17 protein-coding genes are annotated in these 20,808 nt (G+C 47.1%); 12 read left to right on the forward strand and 5 right to left on the reverse strand.

The window, feature by feature from the left end; genetic code table 11:
* Positions 1–52 precede the first annotated feature (52 nt).
* The 4 genes from AOA56_RS02280 (at position 53) to AOA56_RS02295 (ending at position 5,871) form a co-directional block, all read left to right on the forward strand.
* Positions 53–1,360, forward strand: a complete 1,308-nt coding sequence (locus AOA56_RS02280; RefSeq protein WP_053768872.1) for a CapA family protein — start codon at positions 53–55, stop codon at positions 1,358–1,360.
* A gap of 69 nt (positions 1,361–1,429) precedes the next feature.
* Entirely contained in the window at positions 1,430–2,824 is a 1,395-nt protein-coding gene (locus AOA56_RS02285) for a replication-associated recombination protein A (RefSeq protein WP_082349859.1), read from the forward strand.
* Complete coding sequence (locus tag AOA56_RS02290) at positions 2,748–4,325, forward strand: DUF975 family protein (protein WP_082349824.1); 1,578 nt, start codon at positions 2,748–2,750, stop codon at positions 4,323–4,325. The genes AOA56_RS02285 and AOA56_RS02290 overlap by 77 nt, the downstream gene beginning before the upstream one ends.
* A 97-nt stretch (positions 4,326–4,422) precedes the next feature.
* Positions 4,423–5,871: a 4Fe-4S dicluster domain-containing protein gene (locus AOA56_RS02295; protein WP_053768874.1), complete on the forward strand. Its 1,449-nt coding sequence runs from the start codon at positions 4,423–4,425 to the stop codon at positions 5,869–5,871.
* A 99-nt stretch (positions 5,872–5,970) separates the two neighbouring features.
* Here the strand turns inward: AOA56_RS02295 and AOA56_RS02300 are convergent, their stop codons facing one another.
* Positions 5,971–7,317 (reverse strand): uracil-xanthine permease family protein, encoded by a 1,347-nt coding sequence (locus AOA56_RS02300; protein WP_024732828.1) that lies wholly within the window; start codon positions 7,315–7,317, stop codon positions 5,971–5,973.
* A 175-nt stretch (positions 7,318–7,492) separates the two neighbouring features.
* On the opposite strand from AOA56_RS02300, the gene AOA56_RS02305 reads away from it, so the two are divergent.
* Positions 7,493–8,362 carry a radical SAM protein gene (locus tag AOA56_RS02305; protein WP_024732827.1) on the forward strand — a complete coding sequence of 290 codons (870 nt, stop codon included), beginning with the start codon at positions 7,493–7,495 and terminating at the stop codon, positions 8,360–8,362.
* Between the two features lie 40 nt (positions 8,363–8,402).
* On the opposite strand, the gene glgX is transcribed toward AOA56_RS02305, so the two are convergent.
* Positions 8,403–10,514 carry a glycogen debranching protein GlgX gene (gene glgX / locus AOA56_RS02310; protein ID WP_156316905.1) on the reverse strand — a complete coding sequence of 704 codons (2,112 nt, stop codon included), beginning with the start codon at positions 10,512–10,514 and terminating at the stop codon, positions 8,403–8,405.
* 152 nt (positions 10,515–10,666) lie between these two features.
* Entirely contained in the window at positions 10,667–10,978 is a 312-nt protein-coding gene (locus tag AOA56_RS02315; protein WP_024732825.1) for a hypothetical protein, read from the reverse strand.
* 203 nt (positions 10,979–11,181) lie between these two features.
* Here AOA56_RS02315 and cls point away from each other — a divergent pair, with 203 nt between their 5' ends.
* Entirely contained in the window at positions 11,182–12,741 is a 1,560-nt protein-coding gene (gene cls, locus AOA56_RS02320; RefSeq protein ID WP_024732824.1) for a cardiolipin synthase, read from the forward strand.
* 132 nt (positions 12,742–12,873) lie between these two features.
* A complete protein-coding gene (locus AOA56_RS02325) occupies positions 12,874–14,148 on the forward strand; it encodes an adenylosuccinate synthase (RefSeq protein ID WP_024732823.1) in 1,275 nt (424 codons plus the stop codon).
* A 117-nt stretch (positions 14,149–14,265) separates the two neighbouring features.
* Here the strand turns inward: AOA56_RS02325 and asnA are convergent, their stop codons facing one another.
* Positions 14,266–15,276, reverse strand: a complete 1,011-nt coding sequence (gene asnA, locus AOA56_RS02330; protein ID WP_024732822.1) for an aspartate--ammonia ligase — start codon at positions 15,274–15,276, stop codon at positions 14,266–14,268.
* A 296-nt stretch (positions 15,277–15,572) separates the two neighbouring features.
* On the opposite strand from asnA, the gene AOA56_RS15775 reads away from it, so the two are divergent.
* Positions 15,573–15,725, forward strand: a complete 153-nt coding sequence (locus tag AOA56_RS15775) for a hypothetical protein (RefSeq protein WP_155200385.1) — start codon at positions 15,573–15,575, stop codon at positions 15,723–15,725.
* Positions 15,726–15,858: 133 nt separating this feature from the next.
* Here the strand turns inward: AOA56_RS15775 and AOA56_RS02335 are convergent, their stop codons facing one another.
* A complete protein-coding gene (locus tag AOA56_RS02335) occupies positions 15,859–16,092 on the reverse strand; it encodes a hypothetical protein (protein ID WP_024732821.1) in 234 nt (77 codons plus the stop codon).
* A 182-nt stretch (positions 16,093–16,274) separates the two neighbouring features.
* Here AOA56_RS02335 and AOA56_RS02340 point away from each other — a divergent pair, with 182 nt between their 5' ends.
* The 4 genes from AOA56_RS02340 (at position 16,275) to thrS (ending at position 20,771) form a co-directional block, all read left to right on the forward strand.
* Positions 16,275–16,787: an SEC-C metal-binding domain-containing protein gene (locus tag AOA56_RS02340; RefSeq protein WP_024732820.1), complete on the forward strand. Its 513-nt coding sequence runs from the start codon at positions 16,275–16,277 to the stop codon at positions 16,785–16,787.
* Positions 16,787–17,518, forward strand: coding sequence for a YdcF family protein (locus tag AOA56_RS02345; protein WP_024732819.1), 732 nt, complete (start codon positions 16,787–16,789; stop codon positions 17,516–17,518). The genes AOA56_RS02340 and AOA56_RS02345 overlap by 1 nt, the downstream gene beginning before the upstream one ends.
* A gap of 448 nt (positions 17,519–17,966) precedes the next feature.
* Positions 17,967–18,824 carry an aldo/keto reductase gene (locus AOA56_RS02350; protein ID WP_053768875.1) on the forward strand — a complete coding sequence of 286 codons (858 nt, stop codon included), beginning with the start codon at positions 17,967–17,969 and terminating at the stop codon, positions 18,822–18,824.
* Positions 18,825–18,845: 21 nt separating this feature from the next.
* Positions 18,846–20,771, forward strand: coding sequence for a threonine--tRNA ligase (thrS, locus tag AOA56_RS02355; RefSeq protein WP_053768876.1), 1,926 nt, complete (start codon positions 18,846–18,848; stop codon positions 20,769–20,771).
* Positions 20,772–20,808: the final 37 nt, after the last annotated feature.

Consider the following 20,808-nt stretch of genomic DNA (forward strand, 5'->3'; position numbering starts at 1 on the left):
TGCTATCACGATCAGAAAAAGGAATGTTACAAAAGAGAAAAGAGGAGTACTATTGACAGAAGAAGAAAAAAGAAGGGAAGCCGCAAGGCGCGGAAAGATTCAGAAGGAGAAGCGGCGCAGGAGACTGATCTGGAAGAGAAGAATTGTAATTGCGGGGATGATGCTTGTTCTGGCACTGATCATTTTTGTGATCTCTGCTATCCGGTCCTGCCATCAGGAGGCGGTAGAAACGCAGGCACGGATTCGGAAGGAAAAGGAAGAAAAAGAGGAAAGGAAAAAGGCCGAAGCCAAGGCAAAAGAGAAAGAAGAACATACGCTTCATATGGTAGCGGTTGGGGATCATTTTTACCATGACACTGTGATCTTTGACGGACAGAAGGATAGCGGGGAATGGAATTACGATACGATTTACGAGCCTGTGAAAGAGAAGATAGAAGCCGCGGATCTGGCTGTAGTAAACCAGGAGACACCGATTGTAAATACTCACGAGGAGACGAGTGGATATCCAACGTTTGGGATGCCGCAGGAGGGTGGGCAGGCTTTGGCGAATCTCGGATTTGACGTCATTACTATGTCTACTAATCATTCCTACGATAAAGGAAAAGAAGGTATTTTGGATTCACTTACGTTCTGGGAGTCCAGGGAAACACCTCCTGTCGTACTTGGTATCCACAAAAGCGCCAAGGACCAACAAGAAAACAGAGTGAAAATCATTGAGAAGAAGGCGTTTAAAATCGCTATGATGAATTATACTACACTCATTAATATCGGAGCTCCGGTACCGGAAAATGAAACTTATGCCGTGGATGTCTACGATGAAGAGACAGTGAAAGCGGATGTGGAAAAGGCGAAGGCAGAAGCGGACATCGTAATGGTATATCTTCATTCCGGGGTTGAATATCAAAGTGAGCCGGACAAGGCCACGAAGCAAAGGATCGAATATTTAGCAAGTCTTGGTGTCGATGTGGTGATCGGCACGCATCCGCACGTTATCCGTCCTTACGGGGAGATGGAGCGTCAGGACGGCAAGAAGATGCTGGTATATTATTCTCTTGGAAATTTTGTTTCCGGGCAGCAGGGTGCATCCCAGCTTTTGGAGGGGATGGCGGATATTACATTTCAGAAAGATCCGGACACCGGCGAGGTCCGTGTGGAGCAATATTCGATGGAACCGCTTGTCATGCATTATGAGCCGGGGTTCGTAGGTTATGGGGTGTATCCGCTTGAAGATTATACCGAAGAACTGGCGGCAAAAAGCGGAGTACCGAAAGCCACGGGGGAGGAATACACGTTGGAGACGATCAAAGCGTATTTTGAACCATATCTGAAGCAGCAGATTTTTACTATGTCCCAGTCATAATCGGACATGGATGGCAGTGCAGAAGCAGTATGTCAGAAAGCGCTTAAAACAGGAAAGGCAGGGAGGAAGATGGAACAATTATCACTATTTGACGACAGAGAACGGACTGCGCCCCTTGCTTCAAGACTGCGTCCGGATTCGCTGGAAGACTTTGTAGGGCAGGAGCATCTGGTAGGAAAGAGAAAGATTCTAAGACAACTCATTGAGAGAGATCAGATTTCTTCTATGATCTTTTGGGGACCTCCGGGAGTGGGAAAAACGACTCTTGCAAGTATTATTGCCGGAAAGACGAAAGCAGAGTTTGTCAATTTCAGCGCGGTGACAAGTGGCATCAAGGAGATCAAAGAAGTAATGAATGAAGCGGAAATGCGGCGTCAGATGGGCAGACGAACTGTGCTGTTTGTGGACGAGATCCATCGCTTCAATAAGGCGCAGCAAGATGCTTTTTTGCCTTTTGTAGAGAAGGGAAGTATTATTCTTATTGGTGCCACTACGGAAAACCCGTCTTTCGAGGTCAATTCTGCTTTGCTCTCCCGGTGTAAGGTTTTTGTTCTCAAAGGGCTGGAGCCAAAGGACTTGATGAAACTCCTGGATCATGCGCTTACAAGTCCATCCGGGTTTGGCGGACAGCATATTATGATTCAAAAACACCAGAAGGAAGCTATCTGCGCCTTTGCCAATGGGGACGCCCGCACTGCGCTGAATACGCTGGAGATGGCGGTATTAAACGGAGAGATGAGCGCAAAAGGGATCCGGATTACGGACGAGTGTTTGGAACAATGTATCAGCCGGAAATCTCTTCTGTATGACAAGACTGGGGAGGAGCACTATAATCTGATCTCGGCGCTTCATAAATCCATGCGAAACAGTGATCCGGACGCGGCCATTTACTGGATGTGCCGGATGCTGGAGGGTGGGGAAAATCCGCTTTATATCGCCCGCAGGCTGATCCGCTTTGCCAGCGAAGACATAGGAATGGCGGACAGTGGAGCGCTTCAGATAGCGGTGGCAGCCTATCAGGCATGTCATTTCCTGGGGATGCCGGAGTGCGATGTCCATCTGGCACATGCAGTCACCTATCTTGCTATGGCGCCAAAATCAAATGCGTTGTACCGTGCGTGTGAGTCATGCAGGCGGGATGTGCGAGAACAGCCCGCAGAGCCAGTGCCGTTGGTGTTGAGAAATGCGCCTACGGGGCTGATGAGAGAACTGAATTATGGGAAAGGATATGAGTATGCGCATAATACCGAGGAAAAGCTGACCCGTATGCGGTGTATGCCGGACAGTTTAAAAGACCGGATCTACTATGCACCGACGGATGAAGGGGCGGAACATCAGGTCAAGGAGCGGCTGCAAAAGATAAAGGAATGGAAACGAGGGAAAATGGATGTGGAACAGAAAGCAACTGAAAAAACGGGGCAGAGAAGCTCTGAAAAAGAACTGGTGGAGGCTTATTGGCATTAGTCTGATGCTGGCTTTTCTGGCCGGAGGGATGAGGGTGATTTATCGGACGCCTGAGGGAGTGGCCATGGTTCTGGATGTAAATGTTAGAACCCAAAGTAATGCTCATATTTTGAATGACTGGTTCTCAAGCGTCAAACAGAGTGAGGACACACAAACAGGACAGATCTTGGGCTTTTTAGGTGAACATTATACACCGAAAAAAGGAGTGCTCGCCGGTGTATATAATCATATGACGAAGGAGCGGTCGGCTTTTTTTGGCTTACTGAATGCACTGAACGATGTTCTTTTCAAAGATAAGATTACGGAAGGTGTTCTCATTTTGATCGGGGCCCTTCTTATGATGATGTTTCAGGTTTTTATTTCCGGCGTGCTTCAAGTGGGATATTGCAGATTTCTGCTGGAGAACCGGATATACGGCCAGGTGAGACTTGGGAGGCTCACTTTTCCGTGGCGTGTAAATCGCTGGAAAAACACGATGTTGATCATGCTGAAAAAATACATCTTTCTGTTTTTATGGGATTATACGATTATCGGAGGCTTTATTAAAAGATATTCTTACAAGATGATACCGTATATTGTGGCAGAGAATCCGGATATTCCGCATCGGGAGGCGTTTCTTCTTTCGAGACAGATGATGAAAGGAAACAAGATGAGAGCTTTTGCTCTTGACCTGTCTTTCCTTGGCTGGTATGTTTTGGATCTGTTTACTTTTGGAATTTTAAGGAGAGCCTTTCTTACACCTTATATGCAGACGACAGAGGCAGAACTTTATGTAGAACTTCGAAAAGAGGCGTTTGAAAAGCAGATTCCGGGAATTCATTATCTGGATGATAAACAACTATATGAAGATACAGGACTGGAAGAGTATCCGGTGGAACGATATAAGCTCTATAATCCCAAGGTAAGAAAATGGATTCGGTTAAAATATGACAGAGCCTATTCCTGGAGTTCCCTTGTTTTGATCTTTTTTACTTTTTCAGTGATTGGATGGCTGTGGGAGGTTTCTTTGCATTTGTTCGGAGACGGTGTTTTTGTAAACAGGGGCTTCTTTCACGGACCGTGGCTGCCTATCTATGGGACGGGAGGGATTTTGGTTATTGTACTGCTGAAACGATTTGCAAAAAAGCCATTGCTGACATTTTTCCTTGCTATTGTTGTATGCGGTGTTGTTGAGTATCTATCCGCATGGTTGCTTTGGGAGATCAAGGGAATGTACTGGTGGAATTATACAGGATATTTTCTGAATCTTCATGGCCGGATCTGTGCGGAAGGGTTGTTGGTGTTTGGCCTTGGAGGCTGTGCGTTTATTTATATTGCGGCTCCTTTTTTTGATGAGATTTACAGACGGATACCGAAAAGGACGGCGAGGATTTTATGTATCCTGCTTCTGATGGCTTTTGCCGCAGATATTGTGTTCTCCCTGATTCATCCGAACAGTGGGGCGGGGATCACGGATTATCAGGCGAAAGCATCCTTGTTTCAAACGGCAATGTGTTTCTGAATAAATACATATGTACCACTTTCCTTTTGACCTGGAAACTTTTATAATATAGGCATCGAGTTGAGAAAAGAGTAGGAGAAAGACAGGAGAAAAAATCATGTACGCGGATGAAAATGTAATCACAATCAAACACAGGGTATTAACTGAAGTGGCGCGGCTTGCTTTTGAAGGGAAGCTTGACGAGGAAAGAGATCATATTGCGGAGAGACTGATTCCGGGACCGCTCCCACAGTTTCGATGCTGTATCTACAAGGAAAGAGAAATCATCCGTCAGAGAGTACGTCTGGCGGAAGGGAAGGCTCCGGGGATTGAGGATGATGGAAATATTATCCAGGTTATCAATTCTGCCTGTGAGGATTGTCCGATTTCCAGTTATACCGTGACGGAGAACTGCCAGAACTGCCTTGGTAAAGCATGTATCAACGCATGTAAGTTTGGGGCTATTGAGCCGGGAAGATTTCGTTCCCATATTGATGCCTCCAAGTGTAAGGAGTGCGGACAGTGCGCCAAAGCATGTCCGTATAATGCGATCGCACATCTGAAACGTCCATGTAAGTTCAGTTGCCCTGTAGATGCCATCACATACAATGAATACGGGCTTTCGGTCATCAACAAGGACAAATGTATCCGCTGCGGAAAATGTATTCACAGTTGTCCGTTCGGTGCGATTGGAACGAAGAGTTTTATGGTACCGGTGATTGAGGCGATCAAGTCGGGAAAGCACGTCTATGCGATGGCGGCGCCTGCCACAGAAGGCCAGTTCGGACCGGACATCACGATGGATAGTTGGGCCGAAGCGATGAAGCAAGTCGGTTTTGAGGATTTCTATGACGTGGGACTTGGTGGAGATATGACGGCTGCATATGAGGCGGAAGAGTGGACCGAAGCCTACAAAGAAGGAAAGAAAAAAGTGACTTCCTGCTGTCCGGCCTTTGTCAATATGGTGCGTCTGCATTTTCCGCAGCTTGCGGACTGTGTCTCCGCGACGGTATCTCCAATGTGCGGAGTGTCCAGATTGATTAAGGCACAGGATCCGGAGGCAGTGACCGTATTTATCGGGCCATGCGTGGCGAAAAAATCTGAGGTGGTAGACCAGCAGATCAAAGGGAATGCGGACTATGTGCTTACATACAGTGAGATTCGTGCTATTATGCGGGCGAAAAATGTGGAGCTGAAGCCATGTGAGAACCAGAATCAGATCGCTTCCACATTTGGCAAACGCTTTGCCAATGCAGGCGGTGTGACGGCGGCGGTGCTCCAGAGTATGAAAGAGGCCAATGCAGATGTGGATGTGAAAGTCCATAAGGCGAATGGCGCGGCCGAGTGCAAGAAAGCTTTACTTCTGATGCGGGCGGCGAAGCTTCCGGCTGACTTTATCGAAGGAATGGCATGTGAAGGAGGATGTGTGGGAGGACCGAGCGCATATAATGATCAGTTTTCCTCCAAAAAGAGCAGGGATTCCCTTATCAGTCAGGCGGACGATAGAGGTATCCATGAGAATCTGAGCCATTATCAGATGGACAGCTTTTCCATGCACAGAGAATAGAAGGATATCCGGCGGGAAGAAATGAGAGCCATGGTATGTGGGGAAACCAGCATACTATGGCTCTTTTGTTTCACGCTATTTTACGATGCAATCAATGTATTAAGCCTCTTTTTTCTCCTTTGGAAGAATGGTATTCAACAGAATTGCCACCAGAGTTGCCACAACAACCGGAGATTTGCCGAAGATAGTTGTTACCCAGGCAGGGAATGTAGCAAGGGCAGCAGGTGCCTGTGTAATTCCCATACCAAGAGCTACGGACAACCCTACAATGGCGGTGTTGCGGTAGTTCATCTCCTGGAGCATGATGAGCTTGATTCCGGTCATGGCGATGGAAGCAAAGACGGAGATCGTTGCTCCTCCCAGCACGCACTGTGGAATCGTCGTCAAAAGTGCGGAGAACTTTGGTACGAATCCTGCAATAAGAAGGATTACGGCCGCAAGTCCGAGAACACAGCGGTTGATGACTTTGGTTGTAGTAACTATCCCGACATTCTGGCTGTAGGTGGCAGTCGGAAGACCACCGATCAGAGAACACAAAATGTTGGTAACACCGTACATTACGATACCGCCCTGAAGCTCCTTGTCCTTTGGCTGCCGGTTCATACTTCCTACCGTAGTAGCAGAGAAGTCGCCGATCGCCTGTATTGAGTTGATAGCAAAGAGGACGCCGATCGCGATGCAGGCAGAAGGATCGAAGTTCAGGCCGAAGTGGAGCGGCTTTGGAAGCTGAAAGTATCCGGCTGACTGAATACCGGAAAGGTCTACCAGCCCGAGAAACGAAGCAAAGATGTATCCGGTGATAATGCCGATCAGAATCGAAGCAAGCTTTAATGTTCCTTTTGCAAAATGATTCAGTCCGACGACAACAGCCAGAGTAAAGAATGCTGCAAGCCAGTTTTTCCAGGAGCCGTAATCCGGGCTTGATGTACCGCCGGCCATATAATTGATGGCGGTCGGGTAAAGGGACAGTCCGATGGTAAAGACCACAGTCCCGGTAATAATCGGCGGAAACAGGATCCGGATTTTCTGGATGGAAAGTCCGACCAAAATCGCGATGAATCCTCCGGCGAGCTGTGCGGCAAGAATTGTGCCGACGTCAGCGGTCTCCGCAATGGCCTGCATACTTGGCACATAGGCAAAGCTGATTCCCATGATGACAGGAAGGGCGGAGCCAAGCTGGAATTTCCCGAAGCGGATGAATGGGAAAAGCTGGAGCAGAGTACTGATTGCGGACGCAAACAATGCGGCCTGTACGAGAATGACCTGATCGTGTTCGTTTAAGCCAGCCACACCGGATACAATGATCGCCGGAGTGACGCATCCCACGATCATGGCAACCACGTGTTGGAGCGCAAGCGGCAGCGCCTGACCAAACCGGGGAACCCCATTCAGATCAAACACAGAGGCATACTGCCTGCCTTGAGATGGGTGAGTTGAATTTGACATAACATCCTCCTTTGTATTGCAAACTATAAAACATGAATATACTATACTAGAACATGGTTTGACTGCAAGTGATTTTGGCAAAATTCTTAAAAATTTCGAAAGATTCTCAAAGATTCCTCTGCATTTCTACTGATTTTCGGTGTATAATGAAATCAGGAAAGGTTCAGGTGATACCATGAATTATGAGGGACAGATCTGTAGGGGACCAATGGAACGAGCTTCTTTCATGCTTCCGGTTGAGGTAGGGTGCGCATATAACCGCTGTAAGTTCTGCACACTGTTTAAACATCTGAAGTTCAGAGAATTATCAATGGATCAGATCGAAGAAGAGCTAAAAAGGGTGAGCCGGATAAACGGCAACCCGAAGACCGTTTTTCTTGGTGACGGCAATGCGTTCGGACTCTCCACGGAAACACTGTTAAAGATAGGGGAGAAAATTCATTTCTATTTCCCAGGCTGTCAGAGTATTCATATGGATGCGACTGTGACAGATATCAGCAGGAAAAGTGACACAGAGCTGCATCAGCTTTACGATGCAGGAGTCCGGCATTTGTATCTGGGAATCGAAAGTGGGCTCGATGATGTACTTGCTTTTATGAACAAAGACCACACGCTGGAGCAGGCGTACTATGAGATTGACAGGATGAAAGCAGCAGGTCTTGTTTTTGATGCTCACTTTATGACTGGAATTGCCGGAAAGGGAAGAGGGATCGAAAATGCGGAGCATACTGCCGAGTTTTTTAACCGGACACAGCCCTATAGAATGATTAATTTTTCCATGTTTCTCCATGAAAGGGCGCCTCTGTATCAGGAAATCAGAAAAGGCAGGTTCCATCCGGCGGATGAAAGAGAAAATCTGACGGAGGAGAGGAGACTTCTGGAGCTGTTAAAACCGTGGGAGCATGAGGCGATCTATGATGGATTCCACGATATGATAGAATTCCGTGTAAGGGGAGTGCTTCCGAGAGACCGGGAAGAAATGATTGCAAAGCTCGATGACAGAATCGCGAAAGAGATGCCGGGGCTTCTGGCCTATGTAGGTTAGCGGCGGCACACGAAAAAAAGAAGGAGTGTCTGATTGTTTATCAGACACTCCTTCTTTTTGCGACAAAGAGAATAACAGAACGTTCGCCAAGAAGAACAGTGTGAGATGCCTCCGGCATTGTATCCTCCGAAAAGGCAGGGCCGGAAGGATCTCCGGTATTGACTGCGATCTGCCAGCACCATTCAAAAGGAAGATCCGGCAGCAAAAGGCTGGCGGGTTCCCAGTAGGTATTAATGGCAAGATAGACGGTATCCTGTTCTGTTTGTTCTTGGTCAGACCCGGAAAATAAGACACAGAGAATATGGGAGTCTTCATTCAGTACCGGTTGCCAAGGGTGAACACCATGAAGACTGACTGATGGAAAGGAAAAGCGATCGGAAGGAAGATCCATCCGGATGGCTGGATGCCGCTTGCGGAAGGCAATCATATATTTCACAAACTCAAAGAGCGGACGGTTCTTTTCAAGAAGAGTCCAGTCCAGCCAGGAGATGGGATTATCCTGGCAGTATGGATTATTATTTCCATATCTTGTGTCGCCAAATTCATCCCCTGAGAGAAACATCGGGGTGCCCCGGCTGCAGAGCAGAACGGCAAAGGCATTTTCCATCATGCGTTTTCTAAGGGCGAGGACAGCAGGATCTTCTGTTTCACCTTCCACCCCGCAGTTCCAACTATAGTTGTCATTGGTGCCGTCCGAATTCTGCCATCCATTGGCCTCATTATGCTTGACGTTATAAGAATACAGGTCGTTCAAAGTAAACCCATCGTGGCAGGTCAAAAAGTTGACCGAAGCATTGCTCCCGCGCCCCTGAGGAGGGTACAGATCCGGGGAACCTGTGATCCGTCTGGCGGCGGCACGAAGCAGATAGCTGTCTCCTTTTAAAAAGCGGCGCAGATCATCCCGGTATTTTCCGTTCCACTCTGCCCAGCGGTTCCAGGACGGGAAAGATCCGACCTGATAGAGCCCTCCTGCGTCCCACGCCTCGGCGATCAGCTTGACATTTCCAAGGATGGGGTCAAAGGCCAGGGACTCCAGAAGCGGCGGCCGGCTCATCGGCGAACCGTCCTCATTGCGCCCAAGAATAGAGGCAAGATCAAAGCGGAAGCCGTCAACACGGTATTCTGTTACCCAGTACCGGAGACAATTCAGGATCATGGACTGGACGACCGGGTGGTTACAGTTGAGCGTATTTCCGCAGCCACTGAAATTATAATAGTGTCCGTCCGGTGTCAACATATAGTAGATCTGATTGTCAAAGCCTTTTAGAGAAATATAAGGGCCACGCTCATCACCTTCGGCGGTGTGATTGAATACTACGTCAAAGATGACCTCAAGCCCATGGGCATGACATTCCCGGATGAGGCATTTTAGTTCGTTCCCTTCGCGGTTGTACTCCGAGGTGGAAGCGTAACTTGTATTTGGAGCAAAAAAGCTGACCGGATTGTAGCCCCAGTAATCCAGAAGTTCATTCTCATCCAAGAGACGGCAGTCCCGCATTTCATCAAACTCAAAGACCGGCATCAGTTCGATCGTTGTAATTCCTAGTTCCAGTAAATATGGAATCTTCTCGATCAGACCCGCAAACGTGCCGGGAGCCTTAACCTTAGAGGAAGCGTCTTTTGTAAATCCCCTTACATGCAGTTCATAAATGATTGTATCGGACATAGGGATCATTGGTTGTCTATGTTCTCCCCAGTCAAAATTACTCCTTACGACCCGGGCACGATAGCCGTGTTTCTGGTCGTTTTTACATCCCCAGCGGCTCTGTCCGGTGACTGCTTTGGCGTAGGGATCCAGAAGAATCCGTGTCTTATCAAAAACAAGCCCGCTAGGGGGATCGTAAGGGCCGTCCAGCCGATAGGCATACTCAAACTCCTCGATGTCCAGACCAAAGACAATCATGGAATAGACAAAACCGATCCGGTAAGTATCCGGAAACGTCAGGACAGCAAAAGGCTTCTCTGCCTCCCGGTGGAAGAGAAGCAGCTCGCAGGACGTCGCCTGCTGGGATTGGATCGTAAAATTAACTCCCCCAGGAATTACGGTTGTACCCGGGGAGAGGAAAAATCCGGGGCGCACCTGAAAGCCGCAGATCACATCCAATGGCTTTAGATGACCGCTTGGGACAAGAGTAAGATCAGAATCTGTCAAAATTATCAGCCTCCTTTTCAAAAAAGAAAAAGCTGCTCTGGTTACCAGAGCAGCGCTTCATTTGTATCGGCGGCAAGTCAAAGTCCGGGGCTGTCCAAAACTTTAGAGACCGCCTGTCATCCAGAAATGTACCGTTTGGCACTTCTGGTGATTTAAGCTTCCTTGTCGTTCTTGTCATCCTCTGGATTTTCGGATACAGCTTCTGTTTCTTCAGATGAATTTTCTTCACTGGAGGAATCCGCATCTGTTTCTTCAGAGGAAACAGCATTGTTCAGAGGTACATATTCGCGTCCGGATGTGTCGCTTAAATCATCATCCAGATCGAAGTCGAGATCTTCAAAATCATCAGCAAATTCATCTTCCAGATCTTCATTATCCTTTTTATTCTTCATATAAAGAATCCCGGCCGCTGCCGCGCCGATCGCCGCAAGTCCGACGATACCTTTTGTCCATTTTTTTGCCATAAAGGGTAACTCCTTTCTCTTGATTCATAATACTATTCTTATTGTAATACTTTCGGTTTCAAAAAGAAAGAAAAGATTCATAATTTTATACTTTCTTAATATTAATTTAGAATAGTTAAGGAATGTTTGAAGCGATTGGAGTTGAGACCGGGATAGAAATGTGGTAGAATAAACCGTATTTAAAAAGAACAGAGGTAATTAAGTTGGAATCAGGAAAAAAGAGAAAAGTACAAAAGAAACTTTTCAGCGTCATCTACGGCAGAACTGCTATCATTCTTCTTCTGATCCTGGTCCAGATTCTTGTCATGTTTTTCGGGATTTATTTCCTTACGGACAACTGGACCTATCTGTACGGAGTCTTTAGTATTATCGGTACGATTGCCGTAATCTATATCATCAATTCGGAGGAAAACCCGGCGTTTAAGCTGACCTGGGTGCTGTGTATTATGGCCCTCCCGATTTTCGGAACCTTTTTCTATATTTATGTGAAAGCACAGATCGGTACGAGATATATCGGAAAGAGACTGGAGACTCTCAAGGATGAGACCGAAGAGTATATGCGCCAGGATATGGAAATCATTGACGCCATGAAGAAGAGTAAGCTCGCAAATAAAAATCTTTCCTATTATCTTGGAAAGCATCTGGGCTTTCCTACTTATGGGAATACGAGGCTTGAGTATTATCCTCTTGGAGAAGATAAGTTTGAGGCGCTGAAGCGAGAGCTTAGGAAGGCGGAGCATTTTATCTTCATGGAATACTTTATTGTCGAAGGTGGAGAAATGTGGGACGAAATCCGGCATATTCTGGAGGAGAAGGTGACAGAGGGTGTGGAAGTGCGTTTTATGTATGACGGTATGTGCAGTATTTCCAAGCTGCCGTCCGACTACCCGTGGTATTTGAGAAGAAGAGGGATCCGCTGCAAAGTATTCAATCCGATCAACCCGATCGTGTCCACCATTCAGAATAACCGTGATCACCGAAAGATCTGCGTGATCGATGGGAAGGTCGGCTTCACCGGAGGCATCAATCTGGCAGATGAGTACATTAACCGTAGAGAGCGGTTTGGACATTGGAAGGACACGGCGATCATGCTGGAGGGCGATGCTGTGCGGAGCCTTACGATCATGTTTCTCCAGATGTGGAATATCGGGGAGAAGAAAATCAACGATTACGACAAATATCTGCTGCCCCCGGCGCAGGAGTTCGATCCGAAGGACGGTTACGTCCTTCCGTACGGGGACAATCCGTATGACAATGAAAATGTAGGCGAGGAGGTGTACTTCCACATTCTGAACCATGCCAAAGAATATGTTCACATTATGACGCCGTATCTGATTCTCGACAATGAGATGACAAAGACACTGGCACGTGTAGCGAAGAGTGGAATGGAAGTCATCATTATCATGCCGCACATTCCGGACAAGCCATACGCTTTTGCTGTGGCGAAGACCTTTTATAAAGAGCTGATTGAGGCCGGGGTTCAGATCTATGAGTATACGCCGGGATTTGTCCATGCGAAGGTTTTCGTCTCTGATGACGACACGGCCACTGTGGGAACGATTAATCTGGATTACCGGAGTTTGTATCTCCATTTTGAGGATGGAGTCTTTATCTATAATAATGAAGTAATTGCAGATATTGAACAGGATTTCCAGGAGACACTTTTGAAATGTCGTTCTGTGACGCTTAAAGACGTACAGAAAAGAACGATGAAAGAGAAGATCGAAGGACAGGTATTAAGACTCTTTGCCCCTCTGATGTAGGGGCAGGGGGCTCTTTTTGGCTTGCCCGAGTGGAAAAACTTCCGAAAAACAGAAATTCAAATGTACATTTAAGGAAAAATATAGTATAATGCTTAGGTGGTAATAAAAGATTCACATACAGGAGGATATGTTATGGTAAAAGCAGTAGTAGGTGCTAACTGGGGAGATGAGGGAAAAGGTAAGATTACGGACATGCTCGCAAAGCAGGCCGATATCATCGTCCGCTTTCAGGGAGGAGCAAATGCCGGACATACGATTATCAACGACTATGGAAAGTTTGCACTTCATACACTACCATCCGGTGTGTTCTATGATCATACAACAAGTGTTATCGGGAACGGAGTCGCACTGGACATTCCAGTTCTGATCAGTGAGATTCAGTCGATTGTGGACAGAGACGTCCCGATGCCGAAAATCAAGGTGTCTAACCGTGCGCAGATGGTGATGTCCTACCATAAGCTGTTCGACCAGTACGAAGAGGAGCGTCTCGGAAAGAACTCTTTTGGTTCTACGAAGTCTGGAATCGCCCCGTTTTATTCTGACAAGTATGCAAAGATCGGATTTCAGGTAAGTGAGCTGTTTGACGAAGAGCTGTTAAGAGAAAAGGTAGTACGTATTGCAGAGCAGAAGAACGTCCTTCTGGAGCATTTATATCATAAACCGCTGATTCAGCCGGAAGACCTCTATGAAGAGCTGATGGGATATAAAAAGATGATTGAGCCATATGTATGCGATGTATCTTTATTTCTTCACGAAGCATTAAAAGAAGGAAAGGAGATCCTTCTGGAAGGCCAGCTTGGTACGCTCAAAGATCCAGATCATGGTATTTATCCGATGGTAACATCTTCTTCTACGCTGGCTGCTTACGGTGCGATCGGAGCAGGAATTCCGCCGTATGAGATCAGTAAGATTGTGACAGTATGCAAGGCATATTCCAGTGCGGTCGGAGCAGGTGCATTTGTCAGTGAAATTTTTGGAGAGGAAGCGGATGAGCTGAGACGTCGTGGCGGAGATGGCGGAGAATTCGGAGCGACAACAGGGCGTCCGAGAAGAATGGGATGGTTTGACGTGGTTGCGTCCAAATATGGCTGCCGGATGCAGGGAACGACGGATGTAGCCTTTACAGTACTGGATGTGCTCGGTTATCTGGATGAGATCCCGGTATGTGTTGCTTATGATATTGATGGTGAGATCACGACAGAATTTCCACCGACTTATCTTCTCGAGAAAGCAAAACCGGTGATTGAAAAGCTGCCGGGTTGGAAATGCGATATCCGTGGAATTAAGAATTATGAAGAACTGCCGGAAAATTGTAGGAAGTATATCGAATTTGTGGAAGAGAAAATTGGCTATCCGATCACATTGGTATCCAACGGACCGGGACGTGATGATATTATTTACAGATAAAGAAAAATCTAAAAAGTGGCTGCATGAGAGTGTTCATACAGCCACTTTTTTAGTACCTCATTTCTAAACCTGAAGCAAAATCTGACTCTGACCGGAACTCCGGCTCCACCAGGAAACTTAGAGAAGCTGGATTCCACCTGTAGCAGCTTCTTCTGCCACCTCAGAAGGCCAGATGGAGGACTGTACTTCTCCGATGTGTGCCTTACGCAGATAGAACATACAGATACGAGATTGACCAATACCACCGCCTACGGTATACGGAAGTTCTCCGTTTAGGAGAGATTTCTGGAAATCAAGCTCGGCACGATCCTCGCAGCCTGCAAGGGAAAGCTGGCGCCGCAACGCATCTTCATCCACACGGATTCCCATAGAGGAGAGCTCAAGAGCTGTATCCAAAACTGGGTAGTAGACGATGATGTCACCGTTTAATTCCCAGTCGTCATAGTCCGGCGCACGTCCGTCGTGCGGCTTCCCGGACGTAAGTATCTTTCCGATTTGCTTGATGAAGATAGCCTTTTTCTGTTTCGCGAAATGGTATTCACGCTCCTTTGGCGTGCAGTCCGGATAGAGGTTTTCCAGTTCCTGAGATGTAATGAAAGTAATGTCGTCTGGGAGGACTTCTCCGATGTAATTATAACGGCGTGCCATATAATGCTCCGTCTCTTTCAAAGCTGCGTAAACTTTGCGGACCGTATATTCCAGTGTCTCATCATTACGCTCTTCTTTGGAAATTACTTTTTCCCAGTCCCATTGATCCACATAGATAGAGTGAAGATTGTCGGTGTCCTCGTCCCGGCGGATCGCGCTCATATCAGTGTAAAGTCCCTCGCCCGAGTGAAAGCCGTAGCGCTTCAATGCATAGCGTTTCCATTTTGCAAGTGAGTGGACGATCTCCACCTCCCTATCATCCTGCTCCTTGATTCCAAAAGCTACCGGGCGTTCTACGCCGTTTAAGTTGTCATTCAGTCCAGACTCCGGACGCACAAAAAGAGGAGCAGATACACGCGTCAGATGCAGATTCTTTGCAAGGGATCTTTCAAAGTGATCCTTTACCTCTTTGATGGCGACTTCTGTCTCACGGATGGAAAGCGGCGGGCAGTAACCTTCTGGTATCGTTAAATGTTCCATGTTTGAGTCCTCCTTTAAAAAAATTATTTCTAGTTTACATAAAAACTTTCGTATTGTCAAGAGTTAAAGTGCCGTTGAAGAGAAGTACATAAAGCAATGACAGACAGAAGTATGGTTGCCATGGAGAAAAGAGCAGGCGGATGGAATTTTAAGAAAGTGATTAGAAAAATTTTAGAACACCGCCATACATCAGACATATTTACATGATAAAGTGAAAACCGTAAAGGGGGAGTCATAAAGCAGTTTTTCGTTTCATATAATAGTGATACCGGGAAACAGAAAAAGGAGGTTATTTTATGCAGCAAAGGAGTATACCGGGGTGTATGGAAGCAATATCGATGGAAGAGTACCTAAACAAAAGAAAAGAGAAAAAGGAAAAAGAAAAAAGCCATCAGGACAAAGAGAGCGGGGCGGACACTGATCCGATCCTTTTCTTTAGTCTGGCATGAAATAAAATAGATAAGTCTATTGTGTGAGACAAAAGTCCGCGCAAAGAGACAGACAGTGCATCCACGGGAACTCCCCGTAGGATGCACTGTTTTGCTTTGTATTGGCGATGAGTCAAAGTCCGCCAAGGATGGATCAGTCGGATGGGCCGCCCGGATGATCGCTGTCCTTATCATCGTGCCGCAACAGACGGGAAAATAATGTAAAACCATAAAGCAGTACCGGCACAAAGATCGTACAGGCGATGGACGCTTTCAAAAGTCCCAGGGAAGCGGAGTGGTCAAGAAACGCAAACACAAGGGTACTTGTGTACATGGCAACCAGAACAACGATCCCAAGAATGGCCAGAATTTGCCGTATTTGTTTCATAGTAAAAACCTCCTCATGGATTCTTCTATGATAATTATATAGAATGTGGGAGAATAAAGCAATGCAGAACACAGGAGACATGATACGGCGAATGGTAGGCAGGTGGTTTCCCTTGCAATATAAAATATCCTGTTATATAATGAACTCTGTGAAGACAATTTGTAATCAAAGGAGAATTTGATATGAGTACGTTATTAGAGCAGTGGAGAGAGACGGCGTATTCCAGAGAGATGACAAAGCAGCAGCTTGAATCATTCTGGGGCGCTTATTTTCAGACGGAAAAGGGGATTTATGAGAAATTACTTTCCAACCCGGATGAGAAGGTGAAAGGTACAGTCAAAGAACTGGCGGAGAAATATGGCGTGGAAGTGCTGACGATGGTAGGATTTCTTGACGGAATCAACGAGAGCCTTATCAATGAGAATCCGATTGAGACGATGGAGGAGGATACCGAAGTCACTCTGATCTATGATAAAGAGAAACTTTACAAGAACATGGTAGACGCGAAGGCAGACTGGCTCTACCAGCTTCCGCAGTGGAACATTCTTCTTTCTGAGGAACGGCAGAAGGAACTGTATAAAGAAGCGAAAAAGATGCATACTTTCGTAAGAGAGGGAAAGAAGATCGGAAGAAACGATCCATGTCCGTGCGGCAGTGGCAAGAAGTACAAACACTGCTGCGGTAAGAATAAATAATGCCTTTTGTGACAGCGGCGGTATGCCTGTTATATTACCTGATGATCTGCCGGTATGTAGGAAGATGGAATTCCACCTTTTCCAGATTCTGGATCTGTTGCGGACTGGTTTCCGTCTGTTACGGTATAGCGGGAGGATGGTTCCCGACGGTGATGATTCAGGCACTGTCTTTCGCCTGGATTCTGTTCTGGGTAGTCATTCTGGCCGTCTGGATTCGCATGGCAGTATTCGGACACCGACAGGCGGCAGGAAATCTGGAGTATCTCATCGTCCTTGGGGCAAAAGTCGATGGCACCCGGATTACGAGTTCCCTAAAGCTCCGTCTTGACCGGGCATATACTTATGCAACCGCAAATCCTAGCGTCAGAATTGTAGTATCCGGAGGCCAGGGAAGGGGTGAGGACATCCCGGAGGCGAAAGCCATGGCGGATTATCTGGTCTCAAGGGGGATGAAACGAGAGCGGATTTTTTTGGAGGATCAGTCCTCTACGACAGAGGAAAATCTGCGCTTCACAGCACAAATGCTCCCAGGATTAGTCACAAGGCGCGTGGGAGTGGTGACGAACAGCTTTCACATTTACCGAGCGTGTCTGCTCGGGAAGCAAGTGGGCTACAAAAGACTTTTTTCTGTACCTGCCGGATCAGAGCCGGTGTTGTATTTCAATTATGTAGTGAGGGAAGCGCTGGCAGTTTTGATGCTTCCGCTTAAAAGATACATAATCAGGCATTGACAAATAATAACGAAGTGATTATAATGACTCTATATTTGAGTAGGAAACGTGTTGACGAGACGAGTAGGGTGTGAGACCGGATTCAGAGAGAGAGGCCGTGGCTGGAAGCCTCTTATCACGGAGCATCTGAAGACTACCTCTGAGCGGCGGAAAAACCGTCCGGTTTAATACCGTTATCATTATTAGCAAGAGATGTTTTCTCCTTGTTTATAATGGAGAGGACATAAGCGGGGTGGAACCGCGGGTGAAAGCTCGTCCCCTGCAGCCGGAAAGCTGCAGGGGCTTTTTTTGATTGGCGGCGACGAGCAAAGCCCGGGTTTGCGGGGAAACCTATTGAACGATTACAATCCCAACATGAGCTCTTTGGCTCTTACGGTGATTTGTTTCCGGAAAAGTGACAGTGCCGGACAAAAGAAAGTGCGGAAAGTCTGAAAGGAGGATGGTTCAAATGAAAAGTATGAAAGAAACATGGAGCTTGAACAATGGAGTGCAAATCCCTTGCCTGGGATTTGGAACGTATAAGGCGGCGGAAGGAAGTACGTCTGAGATCATCAAGACGGCGATCCGCTGCGGATACCGGTATCTGGACACGGCATCCTTCTATGAGACAGAAACTTATGTGGGAGAGGCAGTTGCTGAAAGTGGGATCAGGAGGGAGGAATTTTTCCTTGTCTCTAAGGTATGGAAAGATGAGATGGGCTATGATGGTACGCTCCGGGCTTTTGAGCGGACACTTGAAAATCTGGGTACGGATTATCTGGATCTGTATCTGATCCATTGGCCGAAGCCTTCGCCGGATACGAAGGAGTGGAAGCAGTTGGATGTGGAAACATGGAAAGCCATGGAGAAGCTTTACCGGGAAAAGAGGGTTCGTGCAATCGGAGTGAGTAATTTCCTTCCGCATCACATAGAGAACCTGCTTTCCTCCTGCGAAGTCGTGCCTGCGGTGGATCAATTGGAGTTTCATCCCGGATACAGCCAGGAGGCCGCCGTCTGCTACTGTCAAGAGAGAGGGATTCTCGTCCAGGCGTGGAGTCCGCTTGGAAGAAAGCGTGTGATGGATGATGAGCTGGTGGAAGAGCTTGCAAAAGCGCACCATGTTACGCCGGCACAGATCTGTCTTCGGTATGCGCTGCAAAAGGGCATCGTCCCGATTCCAAAAGCCTCTTCCGAGGAAAGAATGAAAAATAACCAGGACATCTTTGACTTTGAACTGACCGGGTTAGAGATGTCTGAACTAGATACCATGCCTCCTGCAGGGTGGTCGGGAGAACACCCGGATCGGGATCGGGTGAAAGTATGTTAGGAAAGAAAGGGGAAGAACAAGATGAAAATCACATTAAAAGACGGCTCTGTAAGAGAGTACGACAAAAGTATGTCAGTGTATGAGATTGCATCTGACATCAGCGAAGGACTTGCCAGAGTGGCAATGGCAGGAGAAGTAAACGGGGAAGTAGTGGATCTCAGAACGGTAGTGTCCGAGGACTGTGAGCTGAATATTCTGACATTTCAGGATGAAGGAGGGAAAGATACCTTCCGTCATACATCCTCGCATATTTTGGCACAGGCAGTAAAGCGCCTCTATCCGGAGACGAAGCTTGCTATTGGGCCAGCCATTGCGGACGGCTTTTACTATGATGTGGACAGAGATATTCCATTTACAACAGAAGATCTGGAAAAGATTGAAAAAGAAATGAAGAAGATCGTGAAAGAAGCGCTTCCGGTTGAGAGCTTTACGCTTCCAAGAGAGGAAGCGATTGCTCTGATGAAGGAGAAAGAAGAGCCATATAAGGTAGAACTTATTGAAGATCTTCCGGAAGACGCAATTATCAGCTTCTATAAGCAGGGTGAATTCACGGACCTGTGTGCGGGACCGCATCTGATGAATACAAAGACGGTCAAAGCGTTTAAGCTGACAAGCCTTGCGGGCGCTTACTGGCGCGGAAATGAAAAGAACAAGATGCTCACAAGAATCTACGGAACTTCTTTCACAAAAAAAGCCGATCTGGATGAATATCTGGAGAGGCTGGAAGAAGCGAAAAAGCGTGACCATAGAAAACTTGGAAAAGAACTGGGACTTTTCATGCTCAGAGAAGAAGGACCGGGATTCCCGTTCTTCCTGCCTAAAGGTATGGCGCTCAAAAACGCTCTTCTGGAGTACTGGCGTGAAATTCATACAAAGAACGGATACGTGGAAATTTCTACTCCGATTATGTTGAGCAGACATTTGTGGGAGACAAGTGGACACTGGGATCATTATAAGGAGAATATGTACACAACTGTTATTGACGAGCAGGATTTTGCTGTGAAGCCGATGAACTGTCCGGGAGGAATCCTGGTATATGAGTCTGAGCCGCGTTCCTACAGGGATCTTCCGATTCGTATGGGCGAGCTTGGTATCGTACACCGTCATGAGAAATCCGGCCAGATGCACGGCCTGATGCGGGTGCGTTGCTTTACACAAGATGACGCCCACATCTTTATGACGCCGGAGCAGGTAAAAGACGAGATCAAAGGGGTTGCGACTCTGATTGATGAAGTATACAAGATGTTCGGATTCAAGTACCATGTAGAGCTCTCCACAAGACCGGAAGACAGCATGGGAAGCGATGAGGACTGGAAACTGGCAACAGATGCCCTCAGAGACGCTCTGGATTCCCTTGGCATGGACTATGTAGTCAATGAAGGAGACGGAGCATTTTACGGACCGAAAATCGACTTTCATCTGGAAGACTCCATCGGACGGACCTGGCAGTGCGGAACCATCCAGCTCGACTTCCAGCTTCCGCTGCGCTTTAACCTGGAATATACAGGAGCAGACGGAGAGAAGCACCGCCCGATTATGATACACCGCGTGGCATTCGGTTCTATTGAGCGTTTCATCGGAATTCTGATTGAACATTTTGCGGGAGCATTCCCGACCTGGCTTGCACCGGTTCAGGTAAAAGTCCTGCCGATCTCCGACAAGCATCTGGAGTATGGTGAGAAAGTCTATGCCGCTTTAAAAGACGCCGGAATTCGTGTGGAGATTGATACAAGAGCAGAGAAGATCGGATACAAGATCCGCGAGGCGCAGATGCAGAAGATCCCATATATGCTTGTAGTGGGAGCGAAAGAAGAAGAGGAAGGCAAAGTTTCCGTCAGAAGCAGATTTGCGGGAGATGAAGGGCAAAAATGTCTGAAAGACTTTCTCTGTGATTTGAAAAAGGAAATTTCTGGAAAAGTAAGAAGAAGCATGGAGTCTAAAGAATAAAGTCTTGAAATTCGGGCATACTACCTTCTGAAAACTA

The sequence above is a fragment of the Sellimonas intestinalis genome (genome assembly GCF_001280875.1).
Classification (GTDB): domain Bacteria; phylum Bacillota; class Clostridia; order Lachnospirales; family Lachnospiraceae; genus Sellimonas; species Sellimonas intestinalis.